Origin of the sequence: Prevotella sp. P5-126, from assembly GCF_002251185.1 — a bacterium.
Classification (GTDB): domain Bacteria; phylum Bacteroidota; class Bacteroidia; order Bacteroidales; family Bacteroidaceae; genus Prevotella.
Map to the genome: position 1 here is coordinate 1 of NZ_NPIZ01000066.1, position 16,620 is coordinate 16,620.

Below are 16,620 nucleotides of genomic sequence, written 5' to 3' on the forward strand. Positions count from 1 at the left end.
GGAGTTGTTCTTAAGGCACATGATTTATGTGAATATATCTATATTTTAGTTAAACTAAATTAAAAATTAACTAAAAGAGTGACAAAAAGTGACAAAGATGGACATCTGGGTTTTGTGATGTTGTATCTTTGCAGCTCTACCTGAGGATGATTTTCAAAACAAGAAGGCACCTTGGCACCAAACCAAATATCGCACAACTAAAAACAACACAATTATGTTTACAGACATCACGCTCAACAATCCAAACTGGTCGCAACAGAAGAACCACGGCTTTTTGATTGACACCCGACATGTTCTCGATAGCTTCTCGTTCGGTTCTCGATCACTTCTCGTTAGTTCCTCGTTCGTCTCTCGTTCGTCTCTCGTTGCTTATTCGTTAGTCTATCGAAGACCGAACGAGGACCGAACGAGGAACAAGCAAAAAACGAACGAAAGAGCAACGAGACTGGGACGAGAAAGCAACGAGAAACTATCGAAAACTCGACGACAAACGATTAGTTTGGCGACGAGGAATCCCCAAACTGGCCTGACGCCAGATGGCACAACAATACACCTACTGCATGTTGAAGTCGGGGGTGAAGTTTGCATCTGAGTATTTGCTCCACACAATCTCTGTACTTTTCACTTGATTGTTGGTGATTTTACCCTCCAGCGTCTTCACGGCTGGTATAGAACTGGAGCTTGATCACTTTGTTGAAAGTTGCCCTAAATCAATTTCTTGTTTGTTTAGACATGATTACAGACCTTTAACAGGCATTTTGCGTAATATAAACTTTGCTGTCTTAGAAAAAATGAGTAGCTTTGCATCCTGATTTTACATAAACATTTATGACTCAACAGAAAGATAAATTTACCAAATGGGTGGCATGCTGGGGTAATGCCACATCCATCACAGACAGAAAAGAGTGTGTTTACGCCAAAGATATCACCCTGAGATACCCCGTAAGAGTTGTTTTCTCAGGATCTAAGATGCGCTTCCGTTTCTCAAATCTTACGGGTACAGAAGACGTTGCAATGACCAAAGCATACGTAGCAAAGCAAAATGAGAACTACGGTGCTGTACCTATAACATTCGAAGGAAATGCTTCGGTGATAATAAAACCAGGAAAAGAGGTGGAGAGCGATGAAATAGCTTTCGACATCGAGGCTGGAGAGACGGTCGATGTGAGCATGTATTTCGCAGGCTTCACACAGATGAATGCAGGCACTCTAATTACCGGACCGCTCTCCAAGGGGAAGTATTCCTATGGAGATTTCGCCTCAGAGAAGGAACTTCCTATCGACTTGACGCGTAATACCAACTGGTTTTATTTCCTCAATACGATAGATGTGCTGACGGAAGAGAAAAATCATGCTCTCGTTTGCTTCGGTGATTCCATCACGGCACAGAGCTGGCCCGACTGGCTTGCTATCCGTGCATGGGAAAATGGTTTCCATAATGTGGCTATCATACGTCGTGCTGTAAGCGGAACAAGAATCCTCCGACAGTATGACTGCATCACATATCAGGCTTACGGACTGAAAGGTGAGACGCGTTTTCCTATTGAGATGAATGTAGCAGGTGCCAGTGCAGTAATCATTCAGCACGGTATCAATGACATCATACACCCTGTTGGTGTGGAGGTTAATCCATTCCGACCTTGGAGCGATATGCCTACTTGCGAAGAATTGGAATGCGGCATGGAGAACATCTATGTGAAACATGCTCGTAAACTGGGACTGAAAGTATGGAATGGAACGCTACTTCCTATCTTCGGATGGCGCACTTACAATGAAAAGCGTGATGAGATGAGGACTCGATTTAATGATTGGCTTCGCTCTTCCGACCTCTTTGACGGTTGTGTAGATTTCGATTTAGCTGTCCGCGACCGCAGTAATCCTGCATCTTTCGCTCCTGGCTTCGATTCTGGAGACCATCTGCATCCAAGCGAAACTGCTTACGCTGCTATGGCAGACTGTGTGCCTGAGGAGCTATTGTAAAATGGCAAAAAACGTGTACTGATGTAGTCACACGAATCTCGCAGATGATTTTTTATTTTTATTGTGAACTGAATTTAGTCTTCTATCTGGACATAGCCCTCTTATCAACAAAACTGATAATAACAACAAAAGAATGACTATAACTTTGTAAATAGTGTATGTCACTCTTACGGAGTGCAGATGTAAAAATCAATGTCCAGGTCATATTTCTTTTCTGGGCAGTATGCATATTGTATTTCATCTTCAATTTAATCTTCCCTCTTCATTTTTTCTCCTCCTATGTCAGTTTTTGACGCATCCTGATTGTACTTTTGCCACAGAATTGACAATCATTCTATCTATAATAAGGTATGGATGCAGGAAGAAGGAGGGAGTGGAGTCCCTGAGATGTGAAATATAAGAGGAATCCATAAGATTTCTTGTTAAAAATTTGGTGGCTCATCAGATTTTTAATACATTTGCCATTGGTTAGTGACAGGGCAGGTGAAAGTCCTCGCTTGAAGTCGCTACGATGCAGAGAAACAAGATAATCTTGTGGACACAAGCAAGCTATTCAGTTCTGTAAGTTGAAATCTGGTAAATTGAAACGTAGAAAGAACGAGAATCTGTTTGAGCGAGTTTACGCCGTCATAGGTGTGGATTCCTCTTTCGCATTTTCTTTTCTACGGGTTTTACCAGAGCCTAACTTACAAGGAAGTGAAGAAAGTAGGGGTTCGCACCTTTCTTTTTTTACTTATGGACCATTATGGACTTGTTTGGTTCGCAGATTTTCCTTATCTTTGCCCCTAAAAGTAAATGATTCGCTGTTTCGGCAGAAAAGCAGGAACAGTTATATATAATGAACCTAAAACTGAATGCTTATGAGCAAGGTATTTCAAGTAAAGCCTAAGCGCCTCAAACGCTCTAACGGTACCGTCCTCACTCCCGATATGGTAGTGACCGTAACAACCATGCAGCACACCGCCACCCCTTTTTATAATGGAGCCAAGGAGGTGCAAGAAGCCTACATGCGCATCTATGCTTTCGATTATAAGAAAGCATGCTGCAATCCGAATGATTTCGAATTTAAGAAGTTGGACTAAATGGTCCGTTTATATTTAAACTTAAAAATTTAGTTATTATGGCAAATGAAGTAACAGTTTGGAACAAAGTTATGTCTTCGGCTTTGGCTATTCCTGGAGTACAAGTAGATAGAGAGACGTTTTTGAGATCAGAACTTCGACAGTATTGCTCTAAAGATGAATTGGAGAAGGCTATTTCAAATCCTGTTGATGTCCTTTCGGAAGATAGAATAGATAGTTTAGCAAACTCCTGTATCAATAATCATTTATTGAAAGTTACATCTTTGTCGGTTGTCGCTGGTATTCCTGGAGGATTAGCTATGGCAGCAACAATCCCAGCAGACATGGCTCAATATTATTGGCATACATTTGTCTTGGCACAGAAATTAGCCTATCTTTATGGTATTCCTGACTTGCGAGATGAAAATGGTAATCTTACCGAAACATCACAAGATATGTTGACTTTGTTTGTCGGTGTGATGATGGGAGCTGCTGCTGCTAATAATGCAATTAAAAATGTTTCCAAGGCATTTGCTGTTCAAGTTGTTAAGCGCTTGCCTCAAAAGGCTTTAACTAAAACAGTGTATTATCCTATTATTAAGCAAGTAGCCAAATGGATAGGAATAAAGCTGACAAAAGATACTTTTGCTAAAGGCGTAGGTAAAACTATTCCCATTTTGGGTGGCGTTATTTCTGGTGGATTAACTGCTGCAACATTCCGTCCTTCAGCTAAGCGTCTTCAAAAGAAATTGAAGGAACAAATGTATGACATTCACATCCCAGAAGGAGATACAGAAGATTTTGTAAATGCAACCTTTTCTGAGGTAGAAGATGGAGCGGAGTCTCCTATTGCGTCAGAGAATCCAGATAAGTTGATTATTCAATTCATGCTTAATTTGGCAAAAGTAGGAGGTAATTGGAATGAAAGAAAAGAAACTCTTTTATCTAATGAAATAGAGAGTTCCACTTTGTCTGAAGATGAGCAATTAGAACTTGCACAACTAATGAGCGGTGATAAGTTATTGCAAATAGACTTCTCTTCTATACAAAATGATGAAGCTAATAGTGCGAAGTTGTTAGAAAAAGGAGTTGATATCTTGAAAGCAGAAGATAAAGTAGCTTTGGCTGAAAAATTATATTTCAAAAAGATAGCAAAACAATTGGGCTTTTCTGCTGAGGATATAGAGAAGGCCATGAACTAAATTAGTTGCAATTTTAATTGGAAATATTATGATAGTAGTTAGAACAAAAGAAGAACTGCAAGAAGCTATCAAAAATAAGGTAGATTCAATAAGAATAGAAGGTCCCTATGCTGGGATTGTTGCTCAAAAGATTCGTTCAAGAAAGAAGGTGAAAAAAGTGTCAATAGGAGTTGGAGCTTTAGCCTTGGTAGGAGGTGTAATAGCAGCTCCTTTCACTGGTGGTGCTTCTTTGGCTGGAAGTGCTGTGGGGTTAACAGCTATGGGATTGACTGTTGGTACAGTTACTTTAACTACCACCCAATTGGCCATGCTCCTTGGTGTAGGAGGGTCTCTTTTAGCTTATTCTATTCATGAAAAATACTCTCTTAAGTTAGTTAAAGACAAAGAGGGTAATGTCTCTGTAGAAATGCGCCCTCAATAAGAATAACTTAAAAAATAATAATGTTATGGGAAGATTAAAACCTGATACGCGTAACCTTTCACAGGGCGAGGCAGATACAATTGTTAGCATTGTTAAAAAAGTGTTGGATGTCATTGTAGATATGACAGGTGGAAAACCTACGTTTGGAGGTAAGAAGTAAAAACTTGTCCGACGCAAAGCACGAAATAATGAATGATTCAATAAATCGTTGTTGGTTGGCTGTGCGTCGGACAAGAGTATGCCGTTTCGTTTATATGATAAGAGTATTCTTTTAAAAACTACTTATAAATCATATCGCTTATGTTTAGAGGATTCTGTACTTTTGTCTGCGATGATTGCGGACATCGATTCGAGGGTATGAATTGCGAGTGGATGGCAACAGCCTATACTGCTCCAGTGAAATGCCCAAAGTGTGACAGTATGCACACTTATCCATCAAGTTATAATATAGCTTTTCCACTTGGCGGATTGTTTGGCTTGAAAAAGACTTTTTATCGAAAGATATGGAAAAGCATCGATGAGAGGAATAAAACTGACAAATAGCTTATGAACAGTAACATTTTCTTTCAGCCTTTCGTTGGCAAGGATTATGCCAACGGAGGCATCTTTGGCAAGCGAATCATGATATTGGGCGAGAGTCATTATTGTGAAGAGGAATGTGCGGATTGTGGCGACTGCCGTCTGCATCGGGAGTGTATGGACTTTACGCAGCACGTGCTTGATGATTATCTCAATGAGAATAAGGAACGACAGAACTGGATGCGGACTTTCTTGAAGTTTGAGCGTTCGTTAGTGGGAGAGGAGACCAATCAAGCGATGAGGCTGAAGATTTGGAACTCGGTGGTATTCTTCAACTATCTGCAAGTGGCGATGGGTGGTCCTCGCGAGGCTGGTACTGCCGAACAATATCAACAGGCAGGCAAGGAATTCTTTGAGGTCATCGAAAAGTATCAGCCAGAGTACATCATCGTATGGGGCAAGAGGCTTTGGAACAATCTTCCTAATGTGCGCTGGCACGATGGTGACGACATCGTAGTGGATGGTTATCCTGTTGCTACAGGTGCTTATCTTCTGAGTAATGGCAAGCAGGTGAAAGTGATGGCGGTGAATCATCCTTCCGTAGGTTACTCCTGGGACTATTGGTACAAGGTAATACAAAGATTTTTGGAGTAATAAGCAAAGAACGTGCTATGGACAATCGTGTGAAATTCTATAGTTGGCTGATAGGCCTCTTGGATAGTGCGCATCTTACCTTTGAGGAGATTGCTGATGAATGGAAGGAAGCCCATGCTAATCAGGATAACAATGTGCTGGACAAGCGTACCTTTCATCGTTATCGTGAAAATATCCAGTCGCAGTTTGGCATTACTGTGGAATGTAACAAGAGCGACGGCTATCGGTATTATCTGAAGCGTGATCCCGTGGATGACGATGATGTAACGGAATGGATGCTGAGTTCCCTACGGCTGGCTTCGTTAGGTGATATGCTGAAGTATCACAATAAGGTGATGCTCGATACGCCGCCATACAACACGGAATATCTGGATGATATTCTTTCTGCTACCCTCAAAACGAACCTGTGCATTTTTTGCACAGGTTGAGATCTCATCCAACTCCTCTACCTTATATATGTTTCTGATATGACGAACAATAGACGTTCTGTCTACCCCAAACAACTCAGCCATTTGGTTTTGAGTCAGCCATACAGTATCTTTTTCAAGCTTTACATTCAGTTCGACCTTTCCGTCTGCAGAACGATATATCTCTATTTTGTTTTCTTCCATATCAATAGTTGTCAGTCTTGTTTGTATAACTTCCATAGGCTTTTTGCCCATTCTTTCATTGTTTGTCGCAATGATTTTGGTTCCATCACTTCTATCATATTTCCTGTATGAAGTAACTCCATGACAAAATCATAAGTTGGACGAAGCCTCAATTATCCCTCATATTCTTCTAAATCTTTTGGAATAGTCATGTTATATTTACGATTAAATGTACCATTGGTAGCAGCTTGGATTTTCCCAGTCCCGACATCTATCTTTTCGGGATGCAGTTCTTCGAACCAAAAATGACCTGCCTTTTCAGCCAAGTCATGTATTTGCAACTTGCTGTGTACCAATATATTTTGATTAAAACGGTAGAAAAGTGATGATGGAGATTCTGTAGATGGTGAAAAAGGCAAAGATTTAACATTTTTAACTTCTTGTAACTTACCGCGTTGTATAAGCATGTTAACTTCTCCTTCGAGAATTGTGTTAAGATGGTGGCCCAAGAGGCAAAATGATTGGTTTTCAACAATTACAATAAATGTTAAATAATAAATTTAGTTTGCGAATAATTTGGCGATTCTCAAAATAAAGCATTGACTTTGCTGCGAAATAAAATTCAAACACACACTCTTTATGGGAAGAATACTAAAATTCATAGAAGAAAAAGGTGAAGGAAAGTACCTTTGCTACAAGACCAATAAGATAAGTATTGAGTCTTCTGAAGCTGACGTACTTGACTATGACGACAAGCCTGCTTCTACACGAAATACCAGTCTTATTGCTGAAAGCAATCTGACAAGGGTACACACTGTTCGTGTGCCCCAGATGCTTATTGACTACTCACGTCCCATATTTACTTATTTTCTTGACGGTTCGCGCCATGTTTATAAGGTAGATGATATTGCAATTGGCAAGAAAATCTTCCCGGTACTTGCTGGCCAAATAGTTGTAGGTTGTTGCGAGCGTAAAGACCGTGATACGTTCAAACCCTACGACAACATACGTCCAAAAGTTGTGATTGCTATGCCAGACGACTTCGATGTTGATGACGAAGGAGATGATTTCTGCCGTTTGTATTGTGAAGATATCAATGAAGATTTGCAGCAGTTGCCTTTCATCAAACAGTCAGGCATCAAGGTTGACAAGATTCTGCTCTATAAAACAGACAAGAAAGACAAACTGAATAGCGACAAAGACAACTACAAGAATCGCGGCACGGCAAAGATACAAGCGGAGATGACGGACGAGGAGCAGCGACTTGTTGCCAAACTCTGCGAGGAGAACCGACTTGACGATGAACATTATTTAATAAAAGATGACTCGTTAGAGTACAATCCGAGTTTCTCTAACAAGATAAATCACATTATAAAATGTTATTTTCAAGATAATTCTTTGTAGAGTGAAATAAAAGTGGTATATTTGCACCAAAAGCAAACTTCTTGAAATGGAAAACAAAAATATAAATCGTCTGAAAGCTGTTTTAGCAGAGCAAAATGTGACAAGCAAATGGCTTTGTGAACAGCTTCAAAAAGACCCTGCGACGGTATCAAAATGGTGTACGAATACGGTTCAGCCATCATTGGATACCCTATTGCAGATAGCAAATTTGCTTGAAGTTGATGTCCGTGACTTAATCGTTTCATCAAAAACAGAATAGTGAAGTATGAAATTGTTGCTCAAAAACAAACCTGTAGATAAATCTTTGCTGACAGAAGGCTCACATTTACCTCCTGCCAATAATGATTTGCTATTCTCTTTATTGGGTAAATCGATTGCATACGAGGAGAAAGAGAACATCAATATCGTGGTGAATGGTCAAACGATGCAATCCGAATTGGTTTATCTGCGGGACAAAGCACGTCAAACCATCCAGTTGCGATACAAAGGAAAGCCTTCGCCTAGTTTCACGATGAAAGCTGTCTTTGGCGAAAGCGCAAAGAAAATGATAGATAAGGATGGCCATGCTATCAGCATTCCTACTTCAGAAAAGACAGATTATATCAACATTTTCCATACAAAAGCCAATACGTTTATGTTTGATTGCCACTATAAACTAACCGATGACGAGAAAAAAGTCATCAACGATAACTTCAATCTCCTTGCAGCAGCCAAGACGAAGCCTTTCCTTATACTTGGTGGATTCTCTGGTACTGGTAAGAGTATGAAGGTGAAGGAACTTGCTTATCTGACTTGTCCTAAGGGTGAGTTACAAGAGGGGCAAGAGCCTGGAAACTACTGCTTGATTTCGGTGAAGCCTAATTGGCACGATTCAACAGAATTGCTTGGATATTATTCCAATATTGGCAAGAAGTATGTGGTGACGGATTTTATCAAGTTCCTTGTTAAGGCTATGAAGCATCCACTTGTGCCTTTCTATGTCTGCATGGACGAGATGAACCTTGCACCTGTAGAGGAATACTTTGCTGAGTATTTGAGCGTACTGGAAAGCCGTAAGGTGGTCGATGGTCAAGTGAAGAGTGCTGCCCTTGTTCCTGCTGTTATTTTTGCGGATGAGAACACGTTGAAGGCGTTGAATCTTGATGCTGAAACTGACAAGGAAATAATCGAGGATCTGCAACAGAATGGTCTTTGTCTGCCTCAGAATGTAATCGTCATCGGTACAGTGAATATGGACGATACTACCAACTCGTTCAGCCGTAAGGTGATTGATCGAGCTATGACATTTGAGACGAAGATTGACAGCATTGAATCAGCTTCATATTTCTTACTTACGAATGATGCTCTTGAATATAAGAATATCGCTTGTCCAGAGCGTTTCATCTGTGACCAAGTTCGTGTACTTGACGTGATGAAAGAGGCGACTCCCGATTTTGAATTGAAGGAAGGTGACAACGACATTAACAATGAATTTACTGCTTTCATCAACGAGATAAACAAGGCGATGGGCAACGGCAAGAACTATGACACAAAGGACACAATGGGCGTATCACCATTCCAAGTGTCATATCGTGTGCTCAACGAGGCCGTACTCTACTATCGTTCGTTGAAGGTTCTCTATCCGAATGCTTGCACGCTTGATAAGGTGTTTGCAGATATTTTGATGATGAAGGTACTGCCACGTATTGAGGGCGAACAGGACAGAGCAAAGAAACCACTTGAAGGCCTTCAGCAGTTCGTTAGCAAACGTGTTGGTGACGATGAGAATAAGAAAGAAATCTGGACAGAGTGCGCTGATAAGATTGAATACATGCTCAAGCCATTCGGCAAGGGTGGTGATGGCTTCACAACGTTCTGGTTATAAAATATGCAAGTCCTCCTCTATAAGTGCCCCGACTACACTATCACCATCAAGACAAGTGATATTGTAGCAGCTTGGAACCGATTCAATAGTCGCGTTCCAGAATCGTCGCGCACTTATTGTACATACGCTTCTACCCATGAGGCTGATGATTTGCAGTTGCTGAAGGTTGCTGATGATGGCAAAACAACGGCAATGGAGAACATAGGAGGAGGCAAGGAATGGGACGGACAGCCACCGGTATTGTTCGAGACGGAGATTTACCACTTCTTCATCGAGTTCAACTGCCCGTTGTTGGATACTCCTCGCATCAACCATCCTAAACGTGAGATTGCAGAGTGCTTTGATTATCACAAAGGGATGCTTACGGGAAGCATCAATTTCCTCAACAATCCTGGGACCTTCATTCTCTCGTTTTCATACGTTAAAGCTGATGGTGAACACGTTACGGATAGTCTAACATTAGAAGTTGTCTCACCCAAGCTTGATACCAAGCGTGACCTTGACAACATCAAGCGACTCATCAATGCAGAGTACGAGAACTATGTGTACGAGTACCTGACGTTGACCTTCCAGAATCATGAGGTCGTAAGGAGCGACAAAGCGGAGAGTAAGATTATCTGGCTAAGCATCTTCAAGCAGGTTGTAGAGCCATACTTCAAGGCATGCCGCTACATCATGCAGCACACCAATCGCAAGGCGCAGAAACGCTTTGACTATGCTCGTCCGGAACGAGTGAAGCGATGGAGCAGACAGGAAGAAGAACGCTATGAGGAACGTGGTGAGGATGCAGAACGTTTCTACTATCGCCATGAGGTGACGGAACATACTATCAACACGAAGGAGAACCGTTTCGTAAAACATACGCTCATCTACTTGCAGAAGAAGTTTGCCGCTGTTTTTTGCGAATTACGAGAGGCCTACGAAGACGACCTTTCGGAACAAGCAACAGAGCAGATGAACGAATATGAGAGTACCTTCCGTATGTTACTCAATTCGAAGTTCTATCGTTCGGTTGGTAAGTATGAGGGGCATCTGCAAGAGAGTGCCGTACTGCAACAACGTTCAGGTTATCGCAACATCTACAAATACTGGCAGATGCTGAAATGTGGATTGTCGCTCGAACAAGGCAATACCAACATCGGCATGAAGCAAATCTGGCGCTTGTACGAGATTTGGTGTTTCCTCGTGATGAAACGTCTTGTATGTAAAATTCTCAATCTTGACCCTACTGATCCTTTGGTTCAAGAGCGGCAACTGATTGTAGAGGATAAGCCAAAGATGATGGAGTCATTTGAACAAAAAGACGTGGATTATCACGTTACGTTCATGCATCCTTCAACTGGCATCAAGGTTGAACTTTGGTACCAGCATCCGTACTCACTCTGCAGCAAATCGACGGAGCATTCTGAGACAACGCTTCAAGTTCCGGACATCGTGCTCAACGTGACAAAACCGAATAGCGAAACAACACTCACGTACCTCTTTGATGCCAAGTATCGTGTGCTGGATGATAAGCGAAGCGATTCACCAACAGACGAACCTGTGCAAGACACCATCAACGCTATGCATCGTTATCGTGATGCAATCTATTATGGTTCGCGCCATGATGCAGAGGGTGGGCATCATCCTCAGAGCAAGGAGGTAATCGGTGGTTACATCTTGTTCCCGGGTCGCGTGAGTGATGCAGACAAATTGGAGAACAAATACTTCTCACGAAGCATACAATCCGTCAATATTGGTGCCTATCCTCTGTTGCCCACAGAATATAAAGAGGATGTCGAATTGAAGGATTTGCAGTTGGTGGAGTGTGGCAAGTTGGAAGAAGATTTAAGACGTATCATCCTCGAAGATTCGCCTTCTGTTCAGTTGCGCGAAAGCATTCCGCAGAAAGGTTTGATGTATTCAGAAGAGAAGGATGCTCTTGTCTATGTTGGCTTTGTCAAACAAGACAATCCTTTCTTTGAAGACTTCCTTAACAATCGCGCAGAAATGTATTACACAGGAACAGAAGATACTAAGCCGAACCTCGACATCCAGAGCATCAAATACTTCATGCCACTTATCAAAGGCAAGATAGATGGAGTGTACAAGGTGTCTGCCATCAATGCAGCAAGAAAGCGAGACAAGGAAATCAACGAGAAGACCTCAAACGATGGTGTACGTTTCTTTCTAATGCTCGATGAGTTTATTCCGTTTGGCGAATCAATAGATCATCGGAATACGCTTTATAATGGAGATTGGATGACGATTGAGGAGGCAAGGGATAAGTATAAAGAACTTCTACACCAACTACCGCAAGGACATCATCACTCCAGGCACGGAGCTCTACCGCTTGAAACAGGAGTATGATGAGAATCCGACGATACAGTTGAGACGTAAAAAATAGTTAAAAACATCGTTTTAATCGTCGCGAGAGGGTCAAAAACAAGGGGCTGGCGACAAACAAAACGCATATTTTTAAGAAAGAATACAATAAAAAAATAAATCCATACATGAGTAACTGGAAAGAATGCGCATTAGACGCATTACATAAAAGTCTCTACCCTGTGCCACAGGAGTTAAACGAGATTGATTGGAAGGGCGGTTTGTCGAATAAGACAGATCGTTTGGCTCAACATCTTTGTGCCTATGCCAACTTGAAGGGCGGTGGTGTGCTGGTGTTTGGTGTGAATGATGATGCCACTTATGAGGAACTCTCCAAGGAAACAATCGAAGAGACAACAAAGAAGCTCGGCAATATCGCCAAGAATAATCTTGCGTGGTCAATCCAATTGGAACATGCCGTATTGGACTTTGAAGGGCATCCGCTTCTCTTCATCCGCATCCCAGAACAGCAGAATAAACCTATCTATCTTCGTGGACGTGACATTTATGAGGCTTACATCCGTTCGGCTGGTCATACCGTGAAGATGTCTCGTGAACAGGTTCATGAGATGCTTGCACAGTCGCATGGATTGACTTTTGAGAAGCGTGTGGCGTGTGGCGGCATTTCGGCAGAGCGAGTCCTTGAGCTGCTTGACTACAGGAAAATGTACGAACTCATCGACCGTAAGATTCCGCAGGATTCGGAGCGCATTATCGAGCAGATGCTGGAGTTTAGCATGATTGAGCAACAGGAAGATCTCTACAACATTCTCAACCTGGGAGCTATCCTCTTTGCTCATAAGTTGAAGGACTTTGAGGCATTGAAAATGAAGGAAATTCTGGTACGAAAGTATGCAGGTGCGAATAACCTCATCATGGAGTTGGAGTACAAGATGGACAGAGGGTATGCAGTTGGATTCTTTGATCTGCTCGACACGGTGATGGCAATGACCAGCAAGGAGCGTATTATTGCGAAACGAGAAGCCGTTCCTACCTATCCGAAGGTGGCTGTACGTGAGTTCATGGCAAACCTCATGGTGCATCAGGACTTCGCCATTACGGGTATGCCTATCACAATAGAAATCTTCACCAACCGCATCGTGATGACCAATCCTGGCTCATGCCTCAATGATGTAAACCGACTCATTGACCTTCCTCCACATTCCCGCAACGAAGGTTTAGCACAGATGATGTTACAACTCGACCTTTGTGAACGACGAGGTAGTGGTTACGACCGAGCTGTCACAGCCATCGAGGAAATGCGATTGCCAGCGTATAAGGTGCAGAGTGGCGACGATTATACCCGAGTGATGATGTTCCCCGAGAAGGCTTTGAATGAAATGACCAAGGAAGAAAAGACCGTAGCTTGCTACCAGCACGCTTGTATTCTCTATGAACGAAATGAGATGCTGACAAATCAAGCGGTACGTGAAAGATTTGGATTGGACAAGAACAAGAACAGCGTTGCATCACGCATCATTGCAGAATGCGTAGAACGTGGTTTTTTGAAACCATACGACGATGAGAACACGTCCCGCAAATTTACGTCATACCTACCATTCTATGGGTAGTCGAATAATTGATCTTTAATTGCAGAGAAAATCCTCATGTGATGTAAATAGTTGAAATTCAATGTGTTTTTAATTGCAAAGAAAATCCGCTTAGAGCTTAGGCTCATTTTTCAAACTAATTCACGTAACTAGAAAATACAAGAAGACAAATGACCACAACAAATAAGCAAACAGCTGCCATCTGGGTAGAGAAACTGGGCGATGCCTACGTGGGATGCTACGGCTTGCTGGACGACCTTGACCGTGAGAAAGACGGCACGGAAGAGGAACAGAATGCCATTGGTCAGGCAGCAGAACTGATAGCCGAGGCACAGGCATTGCTTGAGAAGGTAGCAGGATTAGAAACCGAATAAAAAAAAGGAAAACGATAGTATGCGAATCTATTTGGACACCACAATACAGGAACTGTTTGACGGTAAGCAGATTTCAGCGAGAACCTATAACTGCCTGCGCTATGCGGGTATGGTGACACTGGAGGATGTGCAGAACTATGCAGAGTCGCCCGAGGAATTGCTGAAGTTGAAGAACTTTGGCAGAAAGTCCTATACAGAGATAGTGCCATTGCTCCGAGAGGTGAACCCCGAGAATGCACCTCAGAAGTCCGAAACCCCAGAGGATGTGTTTGCCATGGTAGGCGACACCATCGGGGAGATGCTGAGTGAGGCATACGAGGCTCTCTTCGTGGAGGACAATGACGTGACAAGATTCTTCAAGGCATGTTACCCTTCGGTGAAGGAATTGCACAGTATGGTGATGGGCAACGAGAACAACCTGCTGGAAATACACGGTGAGTTCTCGATGGCAGAGAACGTCGAGATTCGCAGAATGTATGCACGCTATCTCGAAGACGCCATGAACAGGATGCTGGACGGACAGCGTGCTGACAACGACACGTATTCGGAATACAAATCGACGTTCACAGAATTGCAACCAAGGTTAGAAGAGTTCAGCTATCGGGACAAGGCAGAATTCTTCATCACGGCAGGTGTTCGTGAGTACCTGCAGAGTGTCTATGAGCGGATGCGCGAGAAGCAGCTGAGCGTACGAGCAAAGAATTTTGTTGAACACGCAGCACCGAGGTTTGAGGATTTGGCTCAGTATTTTGACTCTCCTCTGCTGGATTACCGTAAGCTTTGCCCTGGTCAGAGCATGATGAAGACGCTGACGGAGGTGTTCAACTTCAACAAATTGCTGAAGGAAGAGTTTGACCGCTACTGGCAGATGAGTGACGATGAGGTGCAATCGGCTCTGCTCAAACGCGACTATCCATACCTGAGTAGTGTGGAGAGGAGGTTTGTGATGGAGCATGGTCGTGACTGCGGAGTGCATCCGATGTTCTTCCTGCTGTACAACTATATGCGTATTTCCGAGGTACGTAACAATAAGATATTCAGTTTGCTGTATGGTATCTTCGATGGCAAGGAACGTACGCTGAATGAGTTGGCAGAAGTGATGGGGCTTACACGCGAAAGAATACGTCAGATTACATCGAAAAAACTCGAGGTTCATGACACGGAACTGATTATGACAGACGCATGGAAGAGCTATGACGAGTTGTTGGCGATGCCATTCGTTACGGCAGAGTCGGTCGAATACAAGCAACTGAAGGAACGTGAACACCTGAACTTTGACTTCCGTGTATTCGCACGACTGATGCAGCTGTTGGGAGAGCGTGACTTTGAGGTAGCCGTAAGGAATCAGAGCGGTGAGACAGAACTGCTCAGATTCAGCAATCAGTATGAAACAGAAATAGTGGGCGATGTGGCTGTGGTGATCAACCGCAAGATGATGCCGTCCGTAAAGATTCGTGACTGTGTTGACTCGCTGCAGGCTATGGTGTCCTCGCGCTATACTAATGATACGCGCATAGAAGTGGAAGCTTCGCTCAACACGATGCCTACCGAGGAAAAGGCAGAAGCTGTCAAACTGATGAGCTACATTGCAAGGGAAGGGTTAGAACTGGAAGTGGACGATGAAGGTCGTGTACTTGTGCAGAAAAACCATATTGATGTAGCAGAGGACTTGTACACCATATTGGCAAGGAAAGGTGAGCCAATGTCGGTGGATGAACTCTTTGTTGCATTCAAGGAAATGTATCCTGACCATAAATATACGGAGTCGGCTCAGATACGCTCATGGCTGTTCCGTCATCCCAACATCAAACCCATTGGCAATACGTCGCGCTACGGTTTGGACAGTTGGGAGAATGTGTTCTTTGGAACCATTCGTGACCTTCTGGCAAAGTTGCTTGAGGAGTCGGACGAACCTATGCACATTGAGCAGTTGTTTGAAGCTGTAGTAGAGCACTATCCGAACACGAAGCCTCAAAGCCTGGAGTGGTCGATGGGGGATGATACACTTGGCCGCTTTGTACACTTCAACGATGGATTTTATGGATTAAAGTCAAAGTCGTATGATGCAAAGTGGATAGAGTATGATGCAACAGCCAGACAGCGTCAAAGCTTTGAAGAACGTTTAGCAGATTTCTGTGCATTCGTAGAATCATACAATCGTTACCCTGTCTCTGGCAATGGCGAGGGCGAGGCGTCTCTCTATCGTTGGTTGTATAATGTACAGAACGAGGTGTACGAGATAAAAGAAGAGTACAAAGTGATGCTGACGGAGACTTTAGCGAGGTATGAACAGGACTTTATCCCACGAAATGGCACGGAGAATGAATTCCGTAACAACTGCCAACGCTACAAGGATTACATCAACAGTCATTATGCCTTGCCTTCGGTTTCTGCTGAACCAGAACTGTACAGTTGGATGGTGCGCTCGAAGGCTAACTACAACAGCTTTGTTGACCACAGAAGAAAGTACCTGACAGACTTGTTCAACTACATTCTGTCGCTTGGATTCAGTATTTAGATATTTATATGTTGAACATAATCATATTATTGCAAATATGAAAAAGAATCCAATATATGAAAGCCTTATAGACAAATCTATAGGAAGTATGTTATCTGCAATTGAAATATACAATAAAC

Annotated in this window: 15 protein-coding genes; 14 read left to right on the forward strand and 1 reads right to left on the reverse strand. The window is 42.8% G+C overall.

Annotated features, from left to right (window positions below):
* Positions 1 to 828: 828 nt before the first annotated feature.
* The 7 genes from CIK90_RS07075 (at position 829) to CIK90_RS14185 (ending at position 6,265) form a co-directional block, all read left to right on the forward strand.
* A complete protein-coding gene (locus CIK90_RS07075) occupies positions 829 to 1,980 on the forward strand; it encodes an SGNH/GDSL hydrolase family protein (protein WP_094464711.1) in 1,152 nt (383 codons plus the stop codon).
* Between the two features lie 860 nt (positions 1,981 to 2,840).
* Positions 2,841 to 3,062, forward strand: a complete 222-nt coding sequence (locus CIK90_RS07080; RefSeq protein WP_040552952.1) for a DUF6140 family protein — start codon at positions 2,841 to 2,843, stop codon at positions 3,060 to 3,062.
* A 38-nt stretch (positions 3,063 to 3,100) separates the two neighbouring features.
* A complete protein-coding gene (locus tag CIK90_RS07085) occupies positions 3,101 to 4,243 on the forward strand; it encodes a hypothetical protein (protein ID WP_094464713.1) in 1,143 nt (380 codons plus the stop codon).
* Between the two features lie 28 nt (positions 4,244 to 4,271).
* Entirely contained in the window at positions 4,272 to 4,664 is a 393-nt protein-coding gene (locus CIK90_RS07090) for a hypothetical protein (RefSeq protein WP_094464715.1), read from the forward strand.
* A gap of 25 nt (positions 4,665 to 4,689) precedes the next feature.
* Complete coding sequence (locus tag CIK90_RS14550; protein WP_256387355.1) at positions 4,690 to 4,824, forward strand: hypothetical protein; 135 nt, start codon at positions 4,690 to 4,692, stop codon at positions 4,822 to 4,824.
* A gap of 386 nt (positions 4,825 to 5,210) precedes the next feature.
* The gene (locus CIK90_RS07095; RefSeq protein WP_094464717.1) at positions 5,211 to 5,837 is read left to right on the forward strand and encodes a hypothetical protein; all 627 of its coding nucleotides are present in this window, start codon (positions 5,211 to 5,213) and stop codon (positions 5,835 to 5,837) included.
* 17 nt (positions 5,838 to 5,854) lie between these two features.
* Positions 5,855 to 6,265 carry a hypothetical protein gene (locus tag CIK90_RS14185; protein WP_144007369.1) on the forward strand — a complete coding sequence of 137 codons (411 nt, stop codon included), beginning with the start codon at positions 5,855 to 5,857 and terminating at the stop codon, positions 6,263 to 6,265.
* Between the two features lie 335 nt (positions 6,266 to 6,600).
* On the opposite strand, the gene CIK90_RS07105 is transcribed toward CIK90_RS14185, so the two are convergent.
* Entirely contained in the window at positions 6,601 to 6,894 is a 294-nt protein-coding gene (locus CIK90_RS07105) for a type IV toxin-antitoxin system AbiEi family antitoxin domain-containing protein (protein WP_144007241.1), read from the reverse strand.
* Positions 6,895 to 7,066: 172 nt separating this feature from the next.
* Between CIK90_RS07105 and CIK90_RS07110 the strand changes: the two genes are divergently transcribed.
* The 7 genes from CIK90_RS07110 (at position 7,067) to CIK90_RS14645 (ending at position 16,501) form a co-directional block, all read left to right on the forward strand.
* On the forward strand, positions 7,067 to 7,831 hold the full coding sequence (locus CIK90_RS07110) for a hypothetical protein (RefSeq protein ID WP_216820911.1): 765 nt from the start codon (positions 7,067 to 7,069) through the stop codon (positions 7,829 to 7,831).
* Between the two features lie 46 nt (positions 7,832 to 7,877).
* On the forward strand, positions 7,878 to 8,090 hold the full coding sequence (locus CIK90_RS07115; protein ID WP_094464721.1) for a helix-turn-helix transcriptional regulator: 213 nt from the start codon (positions 7,878 to 7,880) through the stop codon (positions 8,088 to 8,090).
* Between the two features lie 6 nt (positions 8,091 to 8,096).
* Positions 8,097 to 9,695 (forward strand): McrB family protein, encoded by a 1,599-nt coding sequence (locus CIK90_RS07120; RefSeq protein ID WP_094464723.1) that lies wholly within the window; start codon positions 8,097 to 8,099, stop codon positions 9,693 to 9,695.
* 3 nt (positions 9,696 to 9,698) lie between these two features.
* Positions 9,699 to 12,044 carry a DUF2357 domain-containing protein gene (locus CIK90_RS07125; protein ID WP_094464725.1) on the forward strand — a complete coding sequence of 782 codons (2,346 nt, stop codon included), beginning with the start codon at positions 9,699 to 9,701 and terminating at the stop codon, positions 12,042 to 12,044.
* A gap of 143 nt (positions 12,045 to 12,187) precedes the next feature.
* A complete protein-coding gene (locus CIK90_RS07130) occupies positions 12,188 to 13,630 on the forward strand; it encodes an ATP-binding protein (RefSeq protein WP_094464727.1) in 1,443 nt (480 codons plus the stop codon).
* A 149-nt stretch (positions 13,631 to 13,779) separates the two neighbouring features.
* Positions 13,780 to 13,983 (forward strand): hypothetical protein, encoded by a 204-nt coding sequence (locus tag CIK90_RS07135; protein WP_094435664.1) that lies wholly within the window; start codon positions 13,780 to 13,782, stop codon positions 13,981 to 13,983.
* A 19-nt stretch (positions 13,984 to 14,002) separates the two neighbouring features.
* Entirely contained in the window at positions 14,003 to 16,501 is a 2,499-nt protein-coding gene (locus CIK90_RS14645; RefSeq protein ID WP_094464729.1) for a DNA-directed RNA polymerase subunit alpha C-terminal domain-containing protein, read from the forward strand.
* Positions 16,502 to 16,620: the final 119 nt, after the last annotated feature.